The 23,334-nt window shown below is 52.8% G+C and carries 17 protein-coding genes; 7 read left to right on the top strand and 10 right to left on the bottom strand.

Annotated features, from left to right (window positions below):
• Positions 1–2: 2 nt before the first annotated feature.
• From AC2FNZ_RS06660 to AC2FNZ_RS06675, 4 genes are read right to left on the bottom strand one after another with little or no spacing between them, the layout of a single operon-like run.
• Positions 3–1,271: a Wadjet anti-phage system protein JetD domain-containing protein gene (locus AC2FNZ_RS06660; protein ID WP_496839965.1), complete on the bottom strand. Its 1,269-nt coding sequence runs from the start codon at positions 1,269–1,271 to the stop codon at positions 3–5.
• Positions 1,268–4,870: an SbcC/MukB-like Walker B domain-containing protein gene (locus AC2FNZ_RS06665; RefSeq protein WP_496839966.1), complete on the bottom strand. Its 3,603-nt coding sequence runs from the start codon at positions 4,868–4,870 to the stop codon at positions 1,268–1,270. The genes AC2FNZ_RS06660 and AC2FNZ_RS06665 overlap by 4 nt, the downstream gene beginning before the upstream one ends.
• Positions 4,863–5,714: a DUF4194 domain-containing protein gene (locus tag AC2FNZ_RS06670; RefSeq protein ID WP_496839967.1), complete on the bottom strand. Its 852-nt coding sequence runs from the start codon at positions 5,712–5,714 to the stop codon at positions 4,863–4,865. Before AC2FNZ_RS06670 ends, AC2FNZ_RS06665 begins: the two co-directional genes overlap by 8 nt.
• The gene (locus AC2FNZ_RS06675; protein WP_496839968.1) at positions 5,711–7,051 is read right to left on the bottom strand and encodes a Wadjet anti-phage system protein JetA family protein; all 1,341 of its coding nucleotides are present in this window, start codon (positions 7,049–7,051) and stop codon (positions 5,711–5,713) included. Before AC2FNZ_RS06675 ends, AC2FNZ_RS06670 begins: the two co-directional genes overlap by 4 nt.
• A gap of 551 nt (positions 7,052–7,602) precedes the next feature.
• Here AC2FNZ_RS06675 and AC2FNZ_RS06680 point away from each other — a divergent pair.
• Positions 7,603–9,156, top strand: coding sequence for a hypothetical protein (locus AC2FNZ_RS06680; protein ID WP_496839969.1), 1,554 nt, complete (start codon positions 7,603–7,605; stop codon positions 9,154–9,156).
• Between the two features lie 25 nt (positions 9,157–9,181).
• On the opposite strand, the gene AC2FNZ_RS06685 is transcribed toward AC2FNZ_RS06680, so the two are convergent.
• Positions 9,182–9,904 (bottom strand): hypothetical protein, encoded by a 723-nt coding sequence (locus tag AC2FNZ_RS06685; RefSeq protein ID WP_496839970.1) that lies wholly within the window; start codon positions 9,902–9,904, stop codon positions 9,182–9,184.
• Positions 9,905–10,064: 160 nt separating this feature from the next.
• Positions 10,065–13,382 (bottom strand): hypothetical protein, encoded by a 3,318-nt coding sequence (locus AC2FNZ_RS06690; protein ID WP_496839971.1) that lies wholly within the window; start codon positions 13,380–13,382, stop codon positions 10,065–10,067.
• A gap of 522 nt (positions 13,383–13,904) precedes the next feature.
• Between AC2FNZ_RS06690 and AC2FNZ_RS06695 the strand changes: the two genes are divergently transcribed.
• The gene (locus AC2FNZ_RS06695) at positions 13,905–14,303 is read left to right on the top strand and encodes a hypothetical protein (protein ID WP_496839972.1); all 399 of its coding nucleotides are present in this window, start codon (positions 13,905–13,907) and stop codon (positions 14,301–14,303) included.
• Positions 14,304–14,724: 421 nt separating this feature from the next.
• Here the strand turns inward: AC2FNZ_RS06695 and AC2FNZ_RS06700 are convergent, their stop codons facing one another.
• Together AC2FNZ_RS06700 and AC2FNZ_RS06705 are read right to left on the bottom strand one after the other, a co-directional pair.
• Positions 14,725–15,024 carry a hypothetical protein gene (locus AC2FNZ_RS06700; protein WP_496839974.1) on the bottom strand — a complete coding sequence of 100 codons (300 nt, stop codon included), beginning with the start codon at positions 15,022–15,024 and terminating at the stop codon, positions 14,725–14,727.
• Positions 15,025–15,035: 11 nt separating this feature from the next.
• A complete protein-coding gene (locus tag AC2FNZ_RS06705) occupies positions 15,036–15,716 on the bottom strand; it encodes a ParA family partition ATPase (protein ID WP_496839975.1) in 681 nt (226 codons plus the stop codon).
• On the opposite strand from AC2FNZ_RS06705, the gene AC2FNZ_RS06710 reads away from it, so the two are divergent.
• Positions 15,658–15,972, top strand: coding sequence for a hypothetical protein (locus AC2FNZ_RS06710; RefSeq protein ID WP_496840037.1), 315 nt, complete (start codon positions 15,658–15,660; stop codon positions 15,970–15,972). The two genes, AC2FNZ_RS06705 and AC2FNZ_RS06710, sit on opposite strands and share 59 nt — an antisense overlap.
• A 59-nt stretch (positions 15,973–16,031) precedes the next feature.
• Here the strand turns inward: AC2FNZ_RS06710 and AC2FNZ_RS06715 are convergent, their stop codons facing one another.
• Entirely contained in the window at positions 16,032–16,391 is a 360-nt protein-coding gene (locus tag AC2FNZ_RS06715; RefSeq protein ID WP_496839977.1) for an HNH endonuclease, read from the bottom strand.
• A 393-nt stretch (positions 16,392–16,784) separates the two neighbouring features.
• Between AC2FNZ_RS06715 and AC2FNZ_RS06720 the strand changes: the two genes are divergently transcribed.
• Together AC2FNZ_RS06720 and AC2FNZ_RS06725 are read left to right on the top strand one after the other, a co-directional pair.
• Positions 16,785–17,195, top strand: coding sequence for a hypothetical protein (locus AC2FNZ_RS06720; RefSeq protein ID WP_496839978.1), 411 nt, complete (start codon positions 16,785–16,787; stop codon positions 17,193–17,195).
• A complete protein-coding gene (locus AC2FNZ_RS06725) occupies positions 17,192–17,827 on the top strand; it encodes a hypothetical protein (protein WP_496839979.1) in 636 nt (211 codons plus the stop codon). The genes AC2FNZ_RS06720 and AC2FNZ_RS06725 overlap by 4 nt, the downstream gene beginning before the upstream one ends.
• Before the next feature lie 129 nt (positions 17,828–17,956).
• On the opposite strand, the gene AC2FNZ_RS06730 is transcribed toward AC2FNZ_RS06725, so the two are convergent.
• The gene (locus AC2FNZ_RS06730) at positions 17,957–20,047 is read right to left on the bottom strand and encodes an AAA family ATPase (protein WP_496839980.1); all 2,091 of its coding nucleotides are present in this window, start codon (positions 20,045–20,047) and stop codon (positions 17,957–17,959) included.
• Here AC2FNZ_RS06730 and AC2FNZ_RS06735 point away from each other — a divergent pair.
• Together AC2FNZ_RS06735 and AC2FNZ_RS06740 are read left to right on the top strand one after the other, a co-directional pair.
• Positions 20,035–20,253, top strand: a complete 219-nt coding sequence (locus AC2FNZ_RS06735; protein ID WP_496839981.1) for a hypothetical protein — start codon at positions 20,035–20,037, stop codon at positions 20,251–20,253. The two genes, AC2FNZ_RS06730 and AC2FNZ_RS06735, sit on opposite strands and share 13 nt — an antisense overlap.
• A gap of 133 nt (positions 20,254–20,386) precedes the next feature.
• Positions 20,387–23,332 carry a helicase-related protein gene (locus AC2FNZ_RS06740; RefSeq protein ID WP_496839982.1) on the top strand — a complete coding sequence of 982 codons (2,946 nt, stop codon included), beginning with the start codon at positions 20,387–20,389 and terminating at the stop codon, positions 23,330–23,332.
• Positions 23,333–23,334 lie beyond the last annotated feature (2 nt).

A 23,334-nucleotide genomic window follows, 5' to 3' on the forward strand; every position in this document is an offset into this window, starting at 1 on the left:
CACTACCTCTCGTTCACACCAAGGCTACTCGCCTTACTAAAACCTATATTGGGTTCGTTGACTTCCATTGAAGGAATTGAAACCGTCGCTATGTGGCAAACCGGCACTGGATCCAGCTCTTCTTGTTCCAAGGTGAAGGCATCCTCGCTAGCAAGCCACGCGATCAGCTCCCGCGCCGGGGAGTTCTCGGAAACTGAGATTGCCTTGGCGGAGCGGGGTTTTCCATGTTTGCGCGCCAGATCAGGTGACATTTGATGCAGAGAAACAGGAGCTTTTGAACAGCATGCAACTGCATCTGCAATTGCAGCGCCAGCCATGTCGATATCCCCCCAATGAAACACGCCTTGGGTGACATGTTCTGAAAGCTTCGCGATCAGCTGCTTCTCTCCGAATCCCGGCCAGCCGCCCGTATAGAGTACTGCTGTATTAGGGGTGAGGGCTTCTGCGACATAACGATTGAAGCTTGCGTAGTTTTCAATGGTCACGAGCGCGCGTAGTGGGCTGACCTCAAGCGTGTCGATCATTGAAGGGTGAATGCCCAAATGCAGCTTTCTGTCGAAGTGCGACTGCGCAAAGGGAATATCCGCAGTAAACTGAACGAGGTGTGCGAACTTTTCTAAACCCAGATCTGAGTGGATCATTTCGTCTTTGACATCAACGCCGTAGAGATCGATTGCGCGGAGCTCTGCAAGGATTCTCGTCAAATAGCGCTCAATCAGTTTCGAGTCTCCGCATTCCACTCGGGAATATGTTCGTAAGTCTCGACCGTCGGTCACATCTTTCGAGAGCGCCGCCCCATAGGCCTTGAGGTATTCTTTCACGGGTTGAAGGTCATCTTCACTCATACGGTGAGGGCGCTTGTTCAATTCCCATTGCTCCAATAGTCGTTCCATGGCCTCTGACGCATATCCTCGGTGTTTTTCGGGCAATGTTTTCAGAAATCTCTCCAGAGTGCTCCTGGCACCTGCCAGCTTGCCTGCTTTAGGTGTCCGGCCTGTCATATTGTAAAGAACATCCGCGTCAGCCAATACGACGCGCTTCATCAGGTGCGATAGGTCACCCTTGTCCATCTCGACATGGACAGCCCCTATACGCTGAGCATGCTGGATAGCCTCTTGAAACTGCCTCTGCTTGGCGGGGTCCCGGAAGGCCTGGAAAACAAACTCTCCGATCTTGGGACCTAGTCGGCCATCCCGCTCAGCCGCCTCATGACGGTCGAGCAGTTTGGCAAACAGTTCCCCTGCAACCCGGTGTCGCTTCCTGGCGCTCATTCAGCTGCCTCTGTCGCCGCGTTGAGAGTGGGAAGGCGACCGATATGTCCGGACTGCACCTGCTGGCGGAAACCATCGATCCCAAGATGCTCGGGATTGGCTTGTCGAAGTTCCTTCTTGGTCCGGTTTCCAATCTTCTCCACGTCAATGAAGAGTTCCGGAACGCCCGGGGCCTTGGAAATGGTGACGATGGTGTCGGCCACTTCCATGAAGCTGGTCCGCTTTTCTTCGGGTGCTGCAATCAGGATTTGCAGATTTAGGTCACGATAGAGGCGAATAAGTTCCTGTGTGCTGCGGATATCAAGTTTATTGAATGCCTCGTCGAAGCATACGAGACCCATCCCCATGCTCTCGCCCGGACGCGCATTTGGGTAGTAGGCTGCGGCCATGGAGGCAGCGATAGCCACGTAGTAGGGGGTCTGCTTCTGTCCGCCTGAACCCTTGCCGATCCGGTCTGTCAGATTTCCGGTCACGGCAATGTCTGTTTTCAGGCCATCCACACCCTGGTTGTCGATATCAACGTCAGTGACCTCATCCCGGGTCATGACGAGTTCGAACTCGAAATACTGGCGATAGTCCTCGAACTTGGCGGCACCTTCTTCGGATTTGAAAATCTCCCGAATAATGTCGACGGCCTGGTTCAGGATTTCGTCTCCGCCTTCCATCAGTAGGGTTTCCGCTTTGTCAGCCTCTTCCGAGACGCGTTGGGCCATCTGGTAGAGAGGTTTCATGGTGGGGTCGATCTTCCAGTCGAAGACATAGGTCATACCTTCAAACTTGTGGCGCCGGATCCGCTTGTTAAGTTTGCGCATCTCTGAGAGTGCGCCTTTGAGGCTATCATTGAGCTTGGTCATGAAGACCTCACGCACCTCAAGGCGGGTCACCTCCCGGAATTCGCTGATCTGCTTCTGATATTTCAAAAGCTCGTTGTCCTCCATGTAGAGAACATGGGTCACCAACCAGTTCAGAATGTCTGGTTCTGATTTCTTGGCGAGCTCGATATCTTCATCAAAATCCGCCAGGTAGGAGGCAATGCCCCGCATCCGGCGAGCCCGGCGCCCAGCGGCTTCACTGTTGGCATCAAGCTCCTCACGCTTCTCCTTGCGAAGCCTTTCTACATTGTCGATATGCCAGGCTTCGTCTTGCTCCGAGATCCTGTCGAGTCGCGCCTTCAACGAAGAAATTGAGCGTCCCTTCGCAGGGTGATCCATGTGGTAAAGGGCATGTCTCCACCGCATATTCTCTGAGCCCTTGTCGATCTCGGCAATTTCATCGCATTCCGCCTGATGGCGAGCGCGCGTGTCGTCCTCTTCTCTTGCCTTCTCACTGGCTTTGGTTTGCTGTCTGATCAGCTTGTTCTTGCGATCTTCCAGCTCTCCCTCACGATAGACCTTCAGCTTGTTGATGTTCTCGCCATGTGCCTTGATATCTGCGATCAGCTCACGGACGTCATCAGACACTTCTTCATCTCGCCGACGCTCGAGGTCTTGGAGGGTATTCAGACCTTCTTCGATTTCAGCCACACGTGCGCTGGCTTCCTGGGTATCGAGTTGCCCAACAGCCTGAAAGAGTGCCACACCGTTCTGAAGTCTCTTCATGTCGGCTTTACGGCGATCAATCTCTGATGTGAAATCCTGAACTTGGGTCTGAAGCTCGTAGACAAGGCTCTCCTGAGCGACCCGTCCGAGAATAGGAGATCCCATCCGGTTCACACGAACGGAGAACCCCTGGCTTTGTGAGCCATCTTTCATGATTGCGTCAGAGTGTTGCTTCAGCTCGTCAAGGGTGTCGACCATGACCGTGCCGCCGAACTGTGAGTCCAGGAACTTTCTGATCAGATCGTTGTCTGTCTCCAGGATCGACACGATGGCATTTGGTGCTGCATTACGCAGACCCTTTCCACGAGCGAGTTTTTGCGTGTTGATCAGTCGCACTTTCCAGTTGCGATGCTCGCGCTCATAGCCCTGACCTGTTGCCTGCTTTCGGTCTCGAAGCACTCTGTAGGCTTCATCAAAATTTTTCGGATCGACATAGATCGCCTCCTTAAAGGCGCCCAGGCGGGTCTCGAGAGCACGAACCCAATCTTCCATGCCGGGGACGACCTCAACCATCATCGGCAGGGCCTCGGCGACAATACCTTCACTGACCAGGTATTCGATGAAGTCCTGCACCTGTCCGTCCAGGCCTTTGCCACCCCGTTCGCGAGACCGAAGCTGACGAAGCTTTTCTGTCCGCTTCTCCTCAGCCTGCCGCTGCTGATAAACCATGTCTTCATACTGCGTGTTCAGCGAGACAACGACGCCTTCAGTATCTTTGACGGTCGCAATCAACCGTGAAATTTCGGCAGTATCTTCAGGGAATTTTCCGCTACCGGTAAATTCCCGGCGGATCTCCTCCAGGCGTTCGGCGGCAATCTTCATGTTGCCCGTCGACATCGGAAGGAAGCGTTTCAGGTCATCCGTATGGCGCAGAGAGGATCCCAGTTTAAGAATGTCGTTGAGCTTGCCGGCAGAGGTTTTGATAACCAGCTCCTGGCTGCCAATCTTCTCCTGCATGAGGGCTTGCGACTGAGAATAGCCGGAAGCCATCTGCTGTTCTTTCTTGGTCTCTCGCAGGCGTTCTTCACGTTCGATCTGCTGATCTACCCGAGTCCGCTCCTGGGTCAATTCCGCCAAATCAACCTCAGCTTGGCGAGTTTTGTCACTGGCTTCTGCGCTGTGGATGGCAGCAATCTGAGCCTTAGACCAGGCGGTCTGGTAGGCGTTTTCCTGAGCCGTAAAAAGCCATTCGGCATGGCTGGCATAGGCTGCACGAAGGGAGCGCGCATCTCCGATCTTCTTTTTCAGTGTTTCAATGGACGCGGAGATTTCATCCCAAGTTTGAAGATTGGCACGCAGTCGGTCGGTCTGGATGGGATCTTCATCCAGCACGAAGGTTCGAACGAACTCGGTCGGGTCCTTGATTTCCTGGAAGGCGATGGCATTACGAAAGCGGCGGATGTAGTCATCTGCGTTCGGCGTCGCCCCTTTCGGGCGCATCGCTCTGAGGTAGTTTTCGATAAACCCGCGGGCGGAGTTGTTGTGAACCGAATATCCGCGGCCAGATTTCTCCCGTACGCGTTCCAAAATGATTTCCGGGCTGCCGACGACCAGGGTTCCGTCAGGCTCCCGATCTGCGAATTCCTCAAAAGAGAACATAGTGCCTTCCGCGATGAAACGGCAGGTCGTGTGTTCCCGGGGCTCATCCTTGTCGGCATAGATCGTGAGACCAACGGCACATTCGGCATTTAGGGTGTCGTCCCGGTAGCTAAGGACCAGTATGCTGTGACACGCGTCCCGCGTCAGGCCGAGGCGAATGGTGTCTTCGGTCACTCCAAGGCAATATTCTTTTACTGACCGGGTAGATTTGATCGAACTTGCGGCACGGTTCAGACTCAACTTTGAAACCTGGTTGCCCGTTTTGACGGTTTGAATGGCGTCCAGAAGCGTCGATTTTCCGGATCCCATCATCCCGATGATGGCAGTGATCCCATCAATTTCGATATCCTCCAGCTCCAGGAGGTTCCAGTTCATTGCGCTGATGCGTTTCAGTTCAAACATCGGGCAGCTCCTCGGCAACCTTGGAGTTGCTCGTCACGGGGTCTTTGAGGTCTTCTTTTTCAGTCACGTCGGCATGCAGACTGTCAAAGAAATTGGTTTCTTCAGCGTCTTCTTTTCTTGAGGCATCCAGAGCTTGCTGTCGGGCAGCCTCTTCAGCTTCAACACGGTTTTTCTCGATATTGGCGAACACGTCGCTCTCTGGATCTTCGGCATCCAAGAAAGCTTCGATCTCCTTCACGAGATCTGGTGTCACCAGGTGCTTGATTGCCGGCATGATCGTGACGGGAATAATCTCTTCTTCGCGATCTTCCTCGCCAACTCGGACAAACCCCTTAGCCCGCCAGAGATCCAGCATCTCTTTCAAACGGCTTTTGCTCGGTGTATCCCCACCCCCAAGGGCGGTCAGACGATCAAGAAGGGCGTCTGTATCGATCAAAATACGACCTAGGTCGTCCATTTCGCCATCTCGTGAGCTTTCCTCCCACATGATGCGCAGTGTCAAAAGAAGAAGGCTCTCATCCTTTTTCAGTTTCCCGCGGCGCGTGGCGCCATCTATATTGCCGGGCATCACGATGATGTATTCGTAGATTGAATCGATCAGCAGAACATAACCCAAACCGTGCATCAGCCGGTCGAAATAGGGCTCATGTCGGCAGATGAGCCGGTAGACACTTTTCATGCGGTCGTCAGCGTGCAGGACCTGCTTTTCGATGAGTTGACGGGCAGCTTTCTGGAACTGATCAACAATCATGTCGTCATCATCTCGTGAGACACTGTCGCCTTCGTTCTGGCGATATTTGATTTCGCGATCCAAGGCGCGCTCGAAGTCGTCCAACATCATCATTTTGAAATCTCCAGTGTTTCGGCGCGTTTTTTGATTTCGAAGTCGGAACAGCTGATCCATTCGTTCTCAAGAGACGTCGGAAGCCTCGTTATTTCCACATCATTGAGGTCATCAGGGAAGATCGTCTTGATGATCATCAAGCGCTCGAAAATGAAGAACTCATCCAGCGAAACGATTTCGATGTCGGAAGCCCTGATGGAGATCTTCTGACCCATTTTGGTATCCAAAAAGCTTCGAACGCGCTCGGGATTGACCCGTATGCGATCAATGTAATGTCGCTTGGCTGCCTCATAGGCTACCAGTGCGGGGTCTTTAAGGCGCTTTCTGGCGACAACGGGTGGCGGCGCCTTGCGCGGCGGCCGCGATTTGTGGATGGAGCCGCGATCAAAATGTGCATGGACATCCAAAACGTCGTAGTTGACTGGAAATTGACTGTTGCTGGCGAGCTTGGATCTCCCCAGGCGTTTGGCTGCGTCAATATACTGGCCGGTTTGGTCATCTCCCATTCGGCTCAGAAAGCGGTTGATGTTAAGCACGCGCCGCTCGATCCGCGAGTTGGTTGCCTCGATCATATCGATGTGGCTGTCGATACTGCTGAAAACATCTGAAATCGTACTTAGTGAGCTGATGATGTTGTGCTCAGCCTCTTCCAAAGAAGGGGCCCGGCCTTCACGGACAAAAGCTGTGGCTAGCACATTGACTAGAACGGCATCCTCCATCATGGCGCGCACATCCTCTACGAGATCGTGGCGGAATCGGTAGGGGCTGTTTTCGCCACGCAGCTTTCTGTAGTCGGCGATATAGTTGTCGGTAATGTAATTGTGGAAGAATGTGTCCATCATGCCGGCCACACTGGATTGTCCTTTCATGCTTTGTTCGACTTTGCGTAAAGCCCCTACGATGGCCCGCAGGTTTGTCATAAAACGTTCTGCATGGGCCCCGGCCCATGTCAGATTTTCTGATGCGCTTTCAGGGTCGCGACGCACGGCGTCGACCAGGGTTTTCACCTGAAGCACTTCCCCGCCAAAGGAGCGCACCTTTCCGGATTTGATGTCCAGCAACGCTTGGAGCAGCAGTCGCGCTTCACTGTTGAGATCGACAACGGTTCTTAGACCGTCTCTGCTTTCTTCCAGCCATTTGGATTTCACTAGATGGCTATAGACCGCGTAGTGCACAGAGCCGTCACGGAGACCTTCTTCTCCAGTCAGGCTGGCTTGCCATTCCCGAGCGAGGATGAAGTCTTCGATTGCGCGTTGAACCTGCTTCTTCCGCATAGTTTCCGCCGCATAGCGAAATACCTCGGTCGCCAGATGTTCGACCAGGTCGGCATAAAACATCGCGTTCTCGGTACTGAAGAGCCGGAACTGGCTTGGCTCCAAGGAACCGAATAATGAATTAACCATCAATTGGCCTCATCGAATCGAAGTGACGTTGCCTGTTGCCAAGCGCTCGACTTATTTGACATTTCAGGGTGTCAAAAACTGTCACACCCCACTGGCTGAACTTGAACCTAAATCTTGACAATTAGAACAAATTGGGAACGAATTCGCATTGGCGCCGTAAAATCAGAACTCAGGGTGATGTCGACCATGTGATGTCAGCAACTTGTTCCGAAATGGCCTGCCAGTTGAAAAATTCCCGCGGTCAGAGGTATCAAAGCGAGCGCAGATATCAACCTCTGCTAGAAATTCTATTCCATAACAAATCCAGAACGTCAGAGAACGGGTGTTATGTGAACAACCTTATAGTTGAGTGGCTGCTTGCATGCATGACGGCCAACCGCAACCAGACACGCTGTCCCGTCAAATTCTGCGGATGTTAAGGAGTCCTAAACGTTTCAAATCCTGAAGCATGCGATGACCCTCACATCACTATTGAAGGGTACAACATGCCAACTGAAAAATGCGAAATTGATCAACGCATTATAAGAAGAGCCGAAAAAATGGCCGAAGCCGGATATGACGGCGCCTATACATTCAAGGATTACGGCAAGCAGGGATTGCGGTTGCGCGTTAGGGGCCATCGGGCCGTCTGGCTGACCAAGTTCAAGCAGAGCACCAAAACCATTGGGCAACTTTTCCCGCGCCCCACCGAACGGCCGATCACAAGCGTGAAAATCGCCCGGGAGAGAGCGGCGAACGTGCGGTCTGTACTCATGTCTCAGCCAGGCAAATTTGATGAGTACATGACACATCGAGATCAAGGGCACGATCACGAGGCAGCGGTGGCAAAACTCGTAGAGGTTCCGCCAGGATGGACTTTGCGGCAGTGTTTTGAAGCCACTTTAGAAGACAAACAATCTCTAAATGGCAGAAAACAGATCAAGCCCTCAACCGTGAAAGACATCATTTCCATGATGTCACGCCCCACCTGGGGAAACATCTTGGACCAGGAAGTCACTCGTCTCACCCAGGGCGATCTTGAGAAAGTCAGGGATGACACCCGAAGAGCTCACGGTGTTTCCACTTCGCTTAAAGTCGTGACTTATACAAGAGAAGCTCTGACTTGGTGTGCCAGGGAGCACAACGGCGCAAGCGGTCTTGGAGAAGTAAACCGTTGGTGGCCCAACTTGTCATCACCAGTGATCGTGAAACCAAAAACTCGAATGCCGGCATTAGAGAATGCAGTGAAAACACTTTGGATTGCCGAACAATTCCTGGACAAACCGCTGCCAAATCGCCAGTGCAAGAAAAATGGGGTGCACCCGTGGACGTTGGCTGCCCTGTGGTGGAACGTTCTGGCCTGCCAAAGAACGGGTGCGGCCTTCTCACTTTTAAAGAGCGCTCTGGTCAACGATGCCCACGCACCAGAGAAATGGTGGCTGGCGTCCTGGGATGCGGCCCAGATGAAGGGAAACCGACGTGTCATCTTGCCTGTACCGAAACAGGCAATGGAACACTTGAACAGGTTCCTCGGGATGCGCGAGAACTACGAGGAAGCCGCCTTGTTCTTGCCGTCAGCGCAGGATGTGAACAAGAATGTCACCGGGTCCGGGGCATATCAAATCCTGTCCCGCCTGGCCGGCAAGGACCGAAACAAGCCCGAAACAGACAGACGCCTGAGCGCGAAACCAGAACCCTGGCCGGATTTGCTGGCGGAAGAGGAAATCGACTGGTGGTCGCCACATGATATCCGGCGGACACTTGCGAAATTTCTCAGCGACGCAGGATATCCCGGTGGGGCCTCGGCGATCCTGGCACATTCCATCAAAGACCCCACAATTCTCGCGTTCAACCAAAACGACCAGGGGGTTTACGACCGCATGAGACAAAGCCCGGCCGATGTCACCGAGAAATCGTACGGCGCTCTTTCTCCCTACATGACACTCAAACAAGATTCGATGGAGCTTTGGGTCAATGCCGTCCTGGAGGCCTATGAGGAACAGAAGCGCCTTCCATGGAAAGGGAAATCTTTGAAGAAGATGCAGAAGTCCCGAAAGTAAAGGTCACCTGACCTACGCCCCCCCCTCAGTGCTGTCGAATGCGTTGCAAGGTGTCGTCCAGATCCAGTTTCAGCACTGAGCGCCACAAAGGCGTTTTGAAATAATGTCGCTCGGCTTCGCCATTGCGAATGGCGTCTTGCTTGAAGATCAAACCTGACCAGGCCAGAGGACGCAGCACAAACGAGGAAAACTCGGCCAACTCGCGCCAGCCAATGCCCTCGCCATGCGCCTCATCCGCATAAAGGACACTGAATAGATGCCGCTCCGTTGCGCCCTGGTCCATTTCCTGGTTGAGAACATTCAGCCAGATGTCCCAGCTGCCAATGGGCTGTTCATCAAAGCGGCCATAACTGCGGTGATCGATGTTGAGTAAGTAGAATGGCATCAGCATGGTGAAGAGCTGTGCTGGATGTTGCGCCAGCTCCTTGCCAAGCTTGGTCAGTCTGAATTCGTCCTTGTAGTGGCGGCCCAGCTTGAGCTTGATCAGTAGGACGTGCAGCAATTCGAGGGGCGGAAAATCGTACTCGTTGAGAACCTTGTTATATCGACACAACTCCTCCGCGCTCATGCCGGGCCAATCGAAGTGTTCAGCGGCCCATTTGACGTAGGTGCGTTGGAAGGCCTTTGTCCGAGTAAGACCGAGTGGACCGTTATTTTCTGCATACTGCAAAGTGAGTGCTGCGGCCCGCTGAAGATGCGCATACACAAGGTCTGGATGATCATCTGGCAGTTGACGAAATTCGATCATTTGTAAAACATCCGACTTGATCTGACGGACACCTCAGCGATCAGCGCTGAGAGGACAGTCGAATGGCCAATACTCAAGTGGGCTGATATCGTCACCTGGGACATATTTGAGCATTGCATCGCTCTCCACGCGGCTAACCTCTTTGACGGGTTTTTGGGCCTTAAAGGATGGCGGCTTCACTGTTGTCGATCAAGTCACGGAAGCGGAGTTTGCAGATGTTTCCGACGATCTGTTCCAGCTTTTCCTGCACTTCATGTCTTGCGGCAAATACCAAACCCATCTTTCTTCGCGATCTCTTCCCCTGTTCGAGCTTCGACCAATACTCGACCAGGAGAGGAAGGCTCTTATCGTCAAGTTCCCCATATAGACTTACACTATGTGGCGCCTTTGACATTAGGTTCGCGCGTGTGAGGTCTTGATGTGCGAGCTGCTTTGAACTCCAGATCTCCGGCATGTACCTGGCGCAATCGGTCGGCGACAGGAACAACACCCGATGCGCTTCTATGGCTCGGTCAACGCGGCTGCCGCCCTTTTTGAAGTCTCGCCACTCAACGATCCTATCCACGGTTACGTTGGCAGCGATAGGCGACATCAGAAAGACCTCCTTTGGCTCCGTGTTGTGGATCAGCCTGACGCGATCCAAAGCCTGTTCGATCTCGACTTCGCGCACCTGTCGAAGAATACGGTCTCCCCAGGAATCTCGATGGACCATGACATCGATTGCGGCGACGCCATCTTTCATCCTGATGCCGCGGCTTTGCTTGATGTAATCTCCGGAGTGAAACTCTTCGCCCGCCGCCGAGGCATAGGCCCGGGCGATCCGTTCGATGTCCAGGTAGCCAGGCTGCTCGCGACCAATGACGATGGCCTGATCAAAGTGTTCCCATCTGTTCTGGCCACGAAGCTTGCCGAAATGACCAGATTTCTTTGTCCGATCAAAGTCGAGAGAATTGATTACCTCCTTCGAGCCAAAGACAGCGGCCTCAGGATATCGAGCAATGACGTCATTGACGTAACCACGCAGCGCATCATTTTCGGCTCTGATCTTGCCGGTCAGGGTCTGCTTTTCCTGCGTCTTGAGACACAGCCGGCGCTTGGCAAAGTTGCATCCGACAACTTGAGTAGCCAGTGCATTCCTCTCAAGAGGGAAATGATGGGGTTCGAGATCAACACCAAATAGCTGGCGTGAAAGCTCAGCATCGGCGGTGCCATCCAGGTAGAGAAATGGGCGGCCAATGACATTCTTCAGGTCGCGCAAACGGACGGCGGTAAAGCCCGCTTGGTGCTGAGCCGGTCGCGTACTGTCGAGATGTGGAAATACAGCGCTTGAGACCGCCAGTTCATTTTCCATGTCGGTCAACAAACACTCACAGAGTACTTGAAGGCGCTTGGCATGACTGACCTCGTTACCCGAGAGCTTTTTCCCAATAGTCTTGAGTTGGGATTCGCTGATGGCGACCTCCCTACACGTGAATAATGGCTTCAATGCTCGATTTGTGTTGCCCGCTTTGAGATCGTCCAAGTCTTTGATAGCGGCGCTCAAATGCTCGGGGGTTACTCCCAAGTCTTTCAGACGCTTTGAGTAAATCCCACGGCCGTCTCCCGCGATTGCCAGCAATGCCGACTTGACTGGCGAAATGGTTTGATCCTGTAAAACGAGGGCATCCCCGATCTCGACGTCCCTGGATTGCAGGCGTTTTCTGGGAGGCAACAGAAATTCAATCAGCTCAATCAACGAGACATGAACTGCTTCCACCCCAAAATCGCGAGGCCTTTCGTCAAAGATGGTCAAATCCGGTTCAGCCTCGGCCGGCAGCGGCAGGTGGGCATATTCGTGCGGCGCAAAGATCACGAGGCCAGTTTTGGTCTTCAGGTGGGCTTTGATCTCAGCTTCTTGGCGCAGGTAGCCGCAGTCCATTCGAAAGGGGCACTTTTTGCAGAGTGTCGAGCGAATAGAGATGCCAAGTTCAGACAACTTTCTTGCCGTCGTATAGGCTCGGCACATTTTGGAGCCGCCTTCGCCAGCCTGCGGGTCCGGCTGATTTCTGCCTTTGATCGCAATGGCAGGGGACGATGTCGTAGAGGCATTGTTCTGATAGTCGATGAAGGCTTCTTCGACCTTCTCGTGATCAGGCAGGAGCATCACAGACACAAGACCTTCAGTGCCATGCAGAAAGCCCGAGAGACCCTCGCGACCAACGATGGCCGCCGTTTTTCCAACCCCCTGTGCCCCGGAAAGAGAGAACCTGGGAGGGCTCTCGTTTCCTTTGGAAGTCTTCCCTTGCTTATTCTTGGAAAGGAAGGCCAAAGCTTTGCTTCCCCATGTTTCAATAGTCTTGGCATGCATTGCGATAGCTTGCTCGCGTGGCATCGAACATCTGGGGTAAAAGGGAGCTGTCGCAACCGGTCGTGAAGCTACAGCGATAGGTCGTGCGAGCCCATCTCTGAGGCCATTACGAACCGCCTCTTCATACCGGTCGTGGCCAGACTTGCTTGCAGCCTTCAGAAGCCTTTCGGTTGCTTCCCATTCATTGATTTCGCCGGAACTGACAAACCCTCCTATGAGAAGCGCTTCATTGTAAATTGAAGCGTTCCCGTGCCTTCCATTCGCAAGTTTTGCGCATGACTTGGAAAGTTGGGCTTCTCCTTCCTTCGAAGTGATGACCTTCGGAAAGGAAGGCTTGGCTTCCAAAGCCAAGGGTTTAGAAGGTTTCCCTTTCTTAGCCTTCCCTTTGCCTTTATTGGGTATTTCAGGGAAGGGAATAGAAGCCGTATCCAGCCGTTCCTGCTCTTTCCTGATGATCCCAATTCTTGGCAAGCCTCCCAAAGGATCGGGAACCCCATCAAAAACTGGGGCGGCGATATAATTGGGTTGCGCAATCCGGGCAAGGCTCGGGTCGCTGCCGGCGACTTCAAAGAGATACTTTCGCTCATGTGCGAGGAGAGGTCGATCCGTGAGGCAATAAAAGTGAAATTTTGCCAGATGTTCTTTGCCGGCCACCGCGGCACTCGATGAGGCCTGCCAGATGACGGAAACGTCCTTCAATGCAGGTAACTTCCAACAGAGTCTTTGCCACGTCCATTCCGCCAGGGCCTGCGGGTCCCGCCAGCTTAAGTGATCCGGCCGCTCTATGTCGTCGGCATCGAAGTTCAGCCAGGCGCATCCATTATCTTCAAGCGTTGCCGGATCTTTTGAGTTTGAGTTGGAACGTCGGCCGATCTTTTTCCTGAGCCGAAACTCCTCTTTTATTGTCCCGGCCACCACGACTTTTCGGACAGATTTTGAAAGTTCGGCAATCAGGTCACGCAAGTCTTCAAATCTGACAACCATGCGCTCTTCATGGGTGAAGCTTTTTGCGTGGCTCGAATTGTCCACACCATTTTTGTGAAATCTCTTTGTTTGGATCCGACCGGGGCCCGCTTCCAAAACTGTAAACTTGGCGGCCCAGTTTTCTTGGGAATTTATGTCTTTTCTCACTTTTCGCGCTCACCGACCCGAAAGGCGGGAAGCAGTCAAAATGAAGATGTACTGAAAAATAGCTTTCTAACGTCACTGCACTCGATCCGGCTCTAAGGGCTCTTGCTGTTGGCTGACGGAATTGCCAGCGAGGACAGGGTAAGGGAGCTCGATTTTTCTGGGATTAACGTGGGTGAGGTCTGCCGGTTTTCGCCGAAGTGCCTTCATACTTCGAGCGGAAAACCTGTTTTCATGCTGTTCCTGAATTTTAAATGATCAATACCCGATCCTTTTGCTGATCTATAGGGGTACATGCCCCCCTCCGTAAGGAGATTGCGAACGGAGGGGGGTATGTCCCTTTGATGGACCGTTGGTTTCCAAAACAGTTTGGAATGCCCATTCCACGGAGCAAATGGCCGGCATGTTTCGTCAACTCGTCCCACAAGTCGCGCCTTCACAATTCGCGCATGGCTCAAAAAGTTTTTTCGCCAGAGCTTGCCCCTTGCATCTGTTTGCCCATTTGGCGGTTTAGGGGAGCCCAAAATGAGCACCAAGCGCAGCTTCAGACTATACAGAGACATTGTCCTCAGCGAACCCAATCGACCGATTTGGAGCGCAATCGGCAAAATCGACGATCATCGGTTCCTGGTTCTTGGACAGCTGGAGGTTTACTCAGAGACTGATGGCGCGATGTACTTAGAAATCAGCCGGATGGGCAAGCAGATCGGTAAAAGCAATCGCGGGAAACTCGATCTGCTCAAACGCAGAAAGAAGGACATTGGCCCTCATATTTTCGGTTTCCTGAAGATCTGGGATAAGACTTACGCAGCGGCGGCGTGGATGTGTCGTGATGATGAAGACGCAAAATATGTGCATCTGACGCTTCTAGAAACAAAAAAGCCGCCTGTTCAGGAGGCGACGCTTTCACGATATTCTACGTGAGCCGCAACGCTGGCTCAAAATGCCGGCGCTCAGAACAAGGCCCTTTCGGTTATCTGGAACAACAAGAACTGCATGGATAACTTCCCCTTACGCATGCGGAACCAGGTGATACACTTCGCCGATGACCAGCGAAACGTGGATGATGACGGCTGCAATGTGCAGCTGATGATATGCTACTTTGATGAAATGGAACATCTCGTTCCCTCCCTTGCTGGTGGAGATCTTGTACCAGAGCGGTGGAGCGAATTAAACATCTAACTCATTGTTTTAATTAAGTATTATTTTCACACAGCCAGTTTTTGTGTATTTTGAACTCGCAAGCGCGCCCACAAAAAATATGAAATAGCCGTTCCTAAAAATAAGAGGTGGCGGCGCCTCAGGGCCTCCGAAGACTAGCCCGGGAAGCCCTGATTATTTGCGCTTACAGATTGAAGGACCGCCCATTCTTTTCCAGGTAGGCGATCAGCGAAAGCTCGATGGCGCGAACGACCGCCTGTTCCTGGTCTTCACGAATTGCATTCCAGGCAGCATAGAGTTCGGGGTTCACGCTCACGGAGAGCTTTTGAGTCCGAGCTGCCGCTCGGCGCTTGCTTGGGCTCAATTCAGGCTGGAGCGGCAGGCCGGTCTTTTGAGTTGAGCCGCGTGGAAAGCTCATGTCGGATTGCTCAACTTTGTCGACGTCGCCGAGACTGGGCATTTGATTTTGTTTGATGTTGTCCATTGGTGTTTTCCTTATGCTGCTTTAAGAATTTCAGATAGGGTGGTCGAAACTTCGTGCGCCAGCGCGGCAACATTTGCGTATGCTGATTTCGGCGAGGATCCCTGGAACTCTTTTGGCAGTTCGAGGTAGTCGCCGCCAAAACTCACCATGGCTTTAAAAATTGGTCGGTTTGCTAAGCAGGTTGCAAAAACAGGCGCGTTTGCTTGCCGCAAGATCGTCTTGATCTCTCCGGTGATGCGGTGCTCGACTGCGCCTGCCTCCGTTTTTGTCAGCAACACACGCGCTGCGATGTCGCGCTTCAGAACCAGGCTTTTCTGGCGAACCTGTTTAAGCACTTGAACCGCAGCCAGTGCATCCAAGCGGGATGCTTGAGTTGGCACGATGACAAGATCGCTCACCAAGACTGCGTCGATCAGCGAGGCGTCGTCAGAGCCCTCAACATCGATCAACACGTAATCGTACTGTTCGGCGGCTGCGATGGCCGCCTCAGTAAGGGTTCGCTGTTCCACTTGGTGTACTGCGAGGTTTTCGGGCAATGGCTTCGAAGCCGCCCACTTGGACAACCAGCGTTTGGGGTCAGTGTCCAAAATGCCGACGGACATCCCAGACCTGGATGTTTCTAGGCCCGTCAAAATGCAACTTGTAGATTTCCCGCATCCGCCTTTTGGCGAACAAAATGAAAGGGTTGGCAATCCTATTCTCCTTATGAAATTGCTGCAAATAGGTTACCAAAGCAAGGTTTCGGAAAGATTTAAAGAAAATGGATTTGGAAGGTTTGAGAACGGAAGGGATCAGAAGCGAAAAGAAGCCAACCCTTGTTTTGATAAACAGCCAAAAGTCCTAAAGGACGGATTGAGGTGCGGACCAATTACAGTTCAACACGATCCTTCGACCGTTATCCTTTTGTTGCCGACTGGGCCGACAAAGTCGGCAGTACAGGCTGAGTAGTGGTTAGCCGTTTCCCATCGAGTTATCGACTTCAGGCTGCATTTTAGCAAAGGCAGTTTTCAGCTCCCTTTTGACGTGTTCTTAGGTAGGCGCAAGCGCAACCAGCGCCCCAGCCCCAATCGTCGCCGCACCATTTCCCTATAGGCTTCGGGGGAAAGTGGCCGCTTGGCTCGGTGGCGCGTGGTATTACAGAATTTGCATGCGGCAACGATGTTCATTGGCGACTCTGCCCCACCTTCAGCTGATGCCAGTAGATGCTCCGCAGTGCATTGAAACCAACTTGCCTGACGTTTGGAGATTGAATGGGCGATTTGGAGCTTCTTCGACGATCCCACCCACATCGGCTGGCTACAGTAGAAGCAGCGGTAGCCCTGTTCAGCGTATTTCTGATTTCTGAGTTTTTGTAGCTTCTTCGACATTTCGTGCCTCTAGTTCCGACAAAGTCGAGAACTGGGCGCGAAGGTGTTCTACTCTTCACAGGCGCAGCCTTTATCGATCAGCGCCTTAGTTCTTCCCCATGGACATCGCTAAGAGAGCACATCATTCGACTGAATGAAGTTCCACGTGGCCATACCTATCACTGTCGCGGTTTCTGTCAATTGCCGACCAAACCTACCTGTGCTCGCGACTTGGGCTGCGAAGGCGCAGCTTTCAATTCGAGATTTTTCTCTGAAGTATCCAAGCAAATCAGCACATGCACCCAGTACGAATGCGCCTAGTTCCAAAACGTCCTTGTTCTATGCGAACCTCTGTTCACCTCCATTGTGAGCGCGCCATAGCAAGTCGTGCTGCAAGCAAACTGGAGGAACAAAATGGGGAAGGTTAATGCCGACACGCAAACAAAAATGATTGGTTTACGGGTGTCTGAAAACCTGTATGAGCTGCTCAAATGCGGAGCAGGAAGCGCAGACCTCTCACCAACTGCGTATGCCCGACTAACCCTAGCCAGGGCGCTAAACTACGAAGAGACAGTTCCCGAAACCAAACCTCGTCGGGTTCCCAAACCAAAGCCAATCAACAACAACATCAAGGCAGCCATAGAGGTCCTCGGATTGTTGATTGATGTCAGGATGAACCTGTCGTTTCTGTCGCGAAAAATGGCAGAGGCAAATGTCGTAAACCCACTCAGGGCTGAGCAGGTTCTTGATCTAGGCAAACGTATCGAATCCATCCAAAGAGACATGGATGCCATCCGAGACCACCTTCTGGGGAAGCGCTCATGATTATCAAATCGACGCGCATCCCTGCTTCTCACTCTGGGAAGATTGCTGCTTACCTCGCAGAGTCGGCGGAAAACGAAACTGCGACATGGATCCGAGGTTGCCCAGAAGATCTTCTCTTTATGGGAGAAATTTCCAAAGTTGCCGGCAAACAGTACGCGGTACGGCATTTTGTGATTTCGCCGAATGAAGCTATGAGTCGGCAGGATTTCATATGGGTTTTTGCGGAAATCTGCAAAGAATATGGGATATCGAACACGTCGGGAAATCGAGTTTCCATTGTCGAGCATGTGAAACAACGAGCGTCGGGCATTGGAAACGAAACACATTGGCATCTTGCATTTCCCGAATTCGATGTGGAGACGGGCCGTACGATGAGCAGTCGCTTCTACAAACTCAGAAACGAAAAGGTCGCCCGCCTTTGTGAACTGATATTGAAGCACCCTGTGGTGCCGGGACGGTTCAACATGCAAACCTACCGAGCTCTTCAAAGGGAAAGGCCGCGGCTGGACTTGGAGCCCTTCGAGGCATCTTTACGGACCGCGGCTGTTGAGTCGGGGCGGAAAGAAGGCGAATGGCTCGACTTTAAAGCTAAGAAAAAGCCAAGCCAGCGCCAGCCCATACTGGCGCAGTAGACGCGTGGAAAAGATACCTTGCGCCGATGCTTCCGATTTTGCTGCACTGCAACAAAAACCGCGAAACTTAATGTCAAAAACGCCATATAGATTTATCTAAATGGCAAAATTGACGATAAGAGCCTCAGTTTACCCCGTGCAGAATCCTGGCGGCGCGGCGGAACCGGGAAGCTCTGTTTCGGCGGACTCGTTATGCTCTGATAGCAGAGCAGCCAACTCCGTTTTACCAAGTTGCCTATGCTCCATCAGTCCAGCAGCAAGCCGCAATACAAGCGCCCGCTGTTTTGTCAAAACTGACCTGGCCGTTCCCTCTGCTTTCTGGAGGCGATGCTGAACATTCTTCAGCGCGGATGTGTCCTCGAGAACAGTGTCAAACCGCTCCTTGTCAATAGTTCGCCAGACGAGCCCGCTCCCACCGAAACCATATTGTGTTTCCATTTTGGCCGACAGCAGCGTTGCCTTCGCCAAATCGCTTTCAGAACTTCCGCCCGCCCCGGCTGATACCGACTGTAAGAAAAGTTCTTCAGCCACCCGTCCGCCCAGGCAGGTTGCAACCACGGTTTGCAGGTCCTCGGCAGTTGGAAATGGGCTTGACGGGGGGAATTCAACGTAGCCGCCATCCGCGGAGATATTGGCAAGGATGGGAACGCCGCGCCCCAGTACGTGGCCAACTACCGCATGGCCTGCCTCATGGATCGCCGCTCGCTTGAGGTCTGTCTCAGACATTGGCGGGACGAAAAAACTAGCAGCTCGAAGCAGGTCAATATCACCAACTGCCTTGGGCTTTCTCCGCGCCAAACTCTTTGCTTGCCGCGCAACTGCGGCGGCGTCCGCTCCTGAAGAGCCCAACAACTGCGCCGCGGTGCGTTCAAGGGCGGCATCAGAGACCTCCTGCCCGAGATGGTCGCGGAGGATTTCGACGAAATCAGCTTTGTTGGGCAAACGCAGTTCGATCTTGGTGTCGAACCTTCCCGAACGGATCAGGGCGTTGTCCAGTTTGTCAAAGCTGTTGCATGCAGCGACCACCAAAACACCTTCTGACTTCCGAGTGCCATCCAGTTGCTCGAGCAACGCGTTGACGGCAGCTTGGGTGTAATTGGAATTTTCGCCAGTAGCCGTTTCACGGTCACCAAAACTGTCGATTTCATCGATGAACAGTACCGAAGGTGCATTCGCTCGAGCTTCTTCAAATGAGCTGTTCATTGCCTTCATGAAATCGCCCAAATGGCCGTTCTTTTGCCAATCAGCGTAGCTGGTGGAAATGAAGTGCCCTCCAACCTGCTCAGCAAGTTTCGAAGCTGTGAATGTCTTGCCGGTGCCGGGAGGCCCGTACATCAGAATTCCGTTAGGGATATCTGACCAGTTTAGTTGGCCAGAACTCCATGCTTGGACGTCCTCCGAGACCTGCTCAAGGAGTTCGCGAGAGGCTCCCAACCCCTTCACCTTCTTAAGGGCATCGGGATCGGCGACCGATTGCCGAAGGGACCATTTCCCCCAGATTTTTTCGACCGCGTGGCTAAGATCTGGATTTCGAACTGCTTGAATGAGTTGAATAGAACTTAAGTGATTCAGGTCCAACGCTTCCTCGCGAATGGCCGGTGGCGTGTATTTGGCGCTGGGTTGCTCCGAACAACCGTGAATTTTTTGATGCACGCCTAAGACCAAAGGCCAGGTCAAATCGGAGATCCGCACCCAGTTGGTCACGTCTTCCGCAGCGCCTTCAGGAAGCGCATTTCGTTGTTCAACGACCGCTACACAGGGACGACGGCGTTTCATGCAGGTCTCGAACCGGTCCTGAAGATCACTGTCGCGACGAGAGAACCCTCGCCTTGTGGATTTGGTTTCAGTCGAGAGGATCTCAAGTTTGGGCAGGTAATCAAATGCGCTACGAACCGCCGGAACAAGCCCGTCTTCCAATGCTTCGACAATGGGGCCGACCCAGGATGACTCGCGAGCTTCAACTACCGTAAATGCGAAAGGTTGAAAGAACAGCTCGGCCAGTTCAGTTTCGCCCATTGGCAATGTTGCTTCCAGCCTTGCCAGGCCAATCACTGCGTCTGTGTCTCCGAAATCGGCTTGTTGTCGCCAGATTTGAAGAGGCCCCTCTGTTTGGACATCCTCATCGTCCAGCTCAGACCAAGGAGATTTCTTAGCCAGTTTTGCCAGAGCGTTTTGGTAGATTTCGGAAGAAAAAACGGAATTCGGTTGTGCAGCAGGCATTCTGCATCCTTTTCAACATCGACTTAGAGAAAAACAAACGTGCGAGCGCCTTGGCAGGCGCCAAACATCAGCTGTGCGATATCAAGCGATCTGATGTCGCCTTCGCGCTCTCTGTTCTCGATGTGAAAGAATGCATAGGAGGAATTCCTTTCGGGCTTCTGAAGCTAATTTATTGCCCATCACTCGTCAAGGTTGGGGATGACTAAATCCTTAGAAAATTCAACCGTAAACTGAAGGCGAAGCATTTCCATCCGAAATTTTTGTCAGTAACCTAGAGGTCTAAATTTCAAACAATTCGCGAGTTCAATCGCGATATCAGGCGGAATATCGGAGGCTAAAATGAGCGCGTCCCCCCAACCCGGATCTGTTGTCGAAGTGCGCTCAGCAGTTTGGAAAGTTCTTGGGCTGACCAAGCTCAAGGGCGGCGACAGTGAAGTGCATTGTCGGGGGGTGGCTGGCCTTGTGCGGGAAAAAGAAGCGCGCTTTGTTTGGCGTCTGGAAAAGAATGCTCGTGTCCTGGATCCGGCTGCCATAAACCTTGAGCCTGACACTTCCCCGGGCCTAGCGGACACGAAACTCTATCTTGAGGCTGCGTTTCGCCACACCGCAACTACAACACGCCAACCATTGACATTTGGCCAGGCGGCCATTGATGACTTGAAGTTTCAACATTTGCCTGTAGAGCGCGCACTTTCGCAAGATCGGGTGCGCCTGTTGATCGCCGATGACGTAGGGCTCGGCAAAACACTTGAAGCTGGAATGATTACCTCTGAACTGGCGTTGCGGGGACGTGCTGACCGCATACTGGTTGTGACGACACGTGCGATGCTCACACAGTTCCAAAAAGAGTTCTGGACCCGGTTTTCGATCCCGCTGTCGCGACTGGACAGCGCAGCCATTCGGCGGATGCGGAACAAAATCCCGGCTCACTACAATGTTTTTGACCAGTTGGATCGCTCCATTGTGTCCATCGACACACTCAAACGAGACGCACAAATTCGGGCCGCAATCGATGCATCCTACTGGGACCTGATCATCATCGATGAGGCTCACAATGCGGCGCGTCGCAAAAATACTGCGGGAACCAACTCTCAACGGGCTGAGCTTGCGAAACTGCTTTCTCGACGAACAGACTCGCTGCTGCTGCTGACAGCAACGCCGCATGATGGGTCGCATGAAAGCTTTGCAAGCTTGATCGAAATGCTTGATCCAACTCGCGTACCTGATCCTTCCAAGCTCAAACGCGAAGATATTGAAGATCTGGTTGTCAGACGTTTTCGGTCATCTCCCGAGGTCATTGAAGACCTAGGAGAGATTGTGCCTCCGAGAAAACTGATTAGAAGAGATTTCCCTCTCAGCCCCGCAGAAGAGGCAGCATATCAATCGATTGCGGATTTGAATCTGGACCTTGACGAAGACAACAAACGTGGTCGAGCGATTGATCTCTTTCGCACAACCCTGGCAAAGGCGATTTTCTCAAGCCCGGTCGCTTGCCTGGAGACGCTGAACAATCGCATACATGGTATTGATCGCGGGACGGCCCGCGGTACGGAAGAAGATCGAAAGCGGCTGCAAGCGCTCGCTGATCAGGTCGGACGAATTGGTGTCGACGAATTCAGTAAGTACCAAGACTTGCTGAAGGCCTTGAAAGAGGCAAAGTGGACCGGAGGCAAGAAACGTGACCGTCTGGTTATTTTCTCTGAGCGCATCGCTACAGTTTCCTGGCTCGCCGAACGGATGCGAGAAGATCTGGGCCTGAGAGAAGACCAGATTGCTCGAGTAGACGGCGGTAGCGTTGAAGCCGACACCAAAACCCAGAAGGTCATCGAGGATTTCGGACAAGAGAATTCATCAATTCGGGTTTTGATTGCTTCTGATATGGCATCCGAAGGGCTGAACCTGCACTTCCAATGTCACCGACTGATCCACTTTGATCTGCCCTGGTCTCTCCTGCGGTTTCAGCAACGGAACGGGCGGATCGACCGTTACGGGCAGGATCGCGCTCCGCAGATCACGTATTTTGTCGGCGAAAGTACACATCCAAAAGTTCGCCAGATGTGGGTTTTGGACAAGCTCGTTGAGAGAGATGAGAAAGCTCAGGATGGCGTCGGGGATCCTGCTGTTTTCCTTGGTCAAGGGGATGCCGAAGGAGAGGAGGTCGTAGTCGCAGACGCTGTCGCGTCAGGCGTCGGTGAAGACGCCTTTGCACGAGATATGGATGAGCGGGCTTCTCAAGCAAAGGCTCTTGATGATGCTTTTGATGCGATCTTTGGCGACTATGCCAACGAAGTGGATGAGCCAGCGAGTTCCGGTTCAACCAAAGTGGCAAAACCTCCGAGGCTGTATGAAGATACGTTCTCCTATACGGGCAGCATGTTGGAACGGCTCGGCCGGCCTGAAGAGCAGGTGTTTGATGCTCCTCCAAGCGTCGACGAGGCTCAACGCATAATAAAGTTCCAGATACCGGACGATATGAAGGCGCGTGATGGCTTTGGTTATGCAAGAGCCGGGGCGGTTGATGGGCGTTATATGCCTGAAGAGGCAGTGGATCGCTCTGGCAAGGTCGAACTGACAGATCAGGCGGACACAATTACCAGGGCCATTGATGAAGCGAAAATGAGAGAGCGGTCTTGGCCAGACGTTCAGTACCTCTGGGATGGGCATCCAATTCTGGAATGGTTTGCCGACCGCTCAAATACGTTCTTTCCTCAACACTCTGCGCCGATTGCGTCGCTAAAGGGCCGACTTGCTGATGGTGAAATGGCTTTCGTCATGCATGGGGCCGTCCCCAATTCACTGGGTGCGCCCGTGGTTGACCGGTGGGCTGTGGTCGTTCGGACCCCCTCCGGCGAATTGCAAGTTGAAGAAATCGAAGAATTTCTCACACGTACCCAACTCAAGCGAAATACGCCGAGTCAGCCAATTAGCGACCAAGAGGAAGCTCAAAACACCCTGCGTTCGGCTGTAGACTTTTTCCAAACCCATTTACGTCAACTCCGGAACCAAAGAGCCGCAGAGATTGAGACGGAAATGAACGCGGTTCTTGCACGCCTCTCAGAACTGGAACTTCGCCACAAAGCCCAATTGGACTTTGATTTCGGCGACCTCACGGTGACAGGAGGCGCTTTGACCACGGCTCAAAAGCGCTCAATGACCCGCCGGCAGGCTAAAGAGACAAGAATAGATCGCCTGTTTCAGGATTGGACCGAGTGGTTTGAAAGAACACGGAAGGTCATTGATGACCCCAATCCGCACGTTGACGTAAAAGCAGTGTTCGTAGGGTAAGC

The sequence above is a fragment of the Ruegeria sp. SAZA006 genome, from assembly GCF_059613465.1.

Excerpts from the sequence above, each read along its gene's own strand:
- AC2FNZ_RS06660 (WP_496839965.1), bottom strand. The coding sequence starts at position 1,271 with ATGAGCGCCAGGAAGCGACACCGGGTTGCAGGGGAACTGTTTGCCAAA.
- AC2FNZ_RS06665 (WP_496839966.1), bottom strand. The coding sequence starts at position 4,870 with ATGTTTGAACTGAAACGCATCAGCGCAATGAACTGGAACCTCCTGGAG.
- AC2FNZ_RS06670 (WP_496839967.1), bottom strand. The coding sequence starts at position 5,714 with ATGATGATGTTGGACGACTTCGAGCGCGCCTTGGATCGCGAAATCAAA.
- AC2FNZ_RS06675 (WP_496839968.1), bottom strand. The coding sequence starts at position 7,051 with ATGTTTTATGCCGACCTGGTCGAACATCTGGCGACCGAGGTATTTCGC.
- AC2FNZ_RS06680 (WP_496839969.1), top strand. The coding sequence starts at position 7,603 with ATGCCAACTGAAAAATGCGAAATTGATCAACGCATTATAAGAAGAGCC.
- AC2FNZ_RS06685 (WP_496839970.1), bottom strand. The coding sequence starts at position 9,904 with ATGATCGAATTTCGTCAACTGCCAGATGATCATCCAGACCTTGTGTAT.
- AC2FNZ_RS06695 (WP_496839972.1), top strand. The coding sequence starts at position 13,905 with ATGAGCACCAAGCGCAGCTTCAGACTATACAGAGACATTGTCCTCAGC.
- AC2FNZ_RS06700 (WP_496839974.1), bottom strand. The coding sequence starts at position 15,024 with ATGGACAACATCAAACAAAATCAAATGCCCAGTCTCGGCGACGTCGAC.
- AC2FNZ_RS06710 (WP_496840037.1), top strand. The coding sequence starts at position 15,658 with ATGCAACTTGTAGATTTCCCGCATCCGCCTTTTGGCGAACAAAATGAA.
- AC2FNZ_RS06715 (WP_496839977.1), bottom strand. The coding sequence starts at position 16,391 with ATGTCGAAGAAGCTACAAAAACTCAGAAATCAGAAATACGCTGAACAG.
- AC2FNZ_RS06720 (WP_496839978.1), top strand. The coding sequence starts at position 16,785 with ATGGGGAAGGTTAATGCCGACACGCAAACAAAAATGATTGGTTTACGG.
- AC2FNZ_RS06725 (WP_496839979.1), top strand. The coding sequence starts at position 17,192 with ATGATTATCAAATCGACGCGCATCCCTGCTTCTCACTCTGGGAAGATT.
- AC2FNZ_RS06730 (WP_496839980.1), bottom strand. The coding sequence starts at position 20,047 with ATGCCTGCTGCACAACCGAATTCCGTTTTTTCTTCCGAAATCTACCAA.
- AC2FNZ_RS06740 (WP_496839982.1), top strand. The coding sequence starts at position 20,387 with ATGAGCGCGTCCCCCCAACCCGGATCTGTTGTCGAAGTGCGCTCAGCA.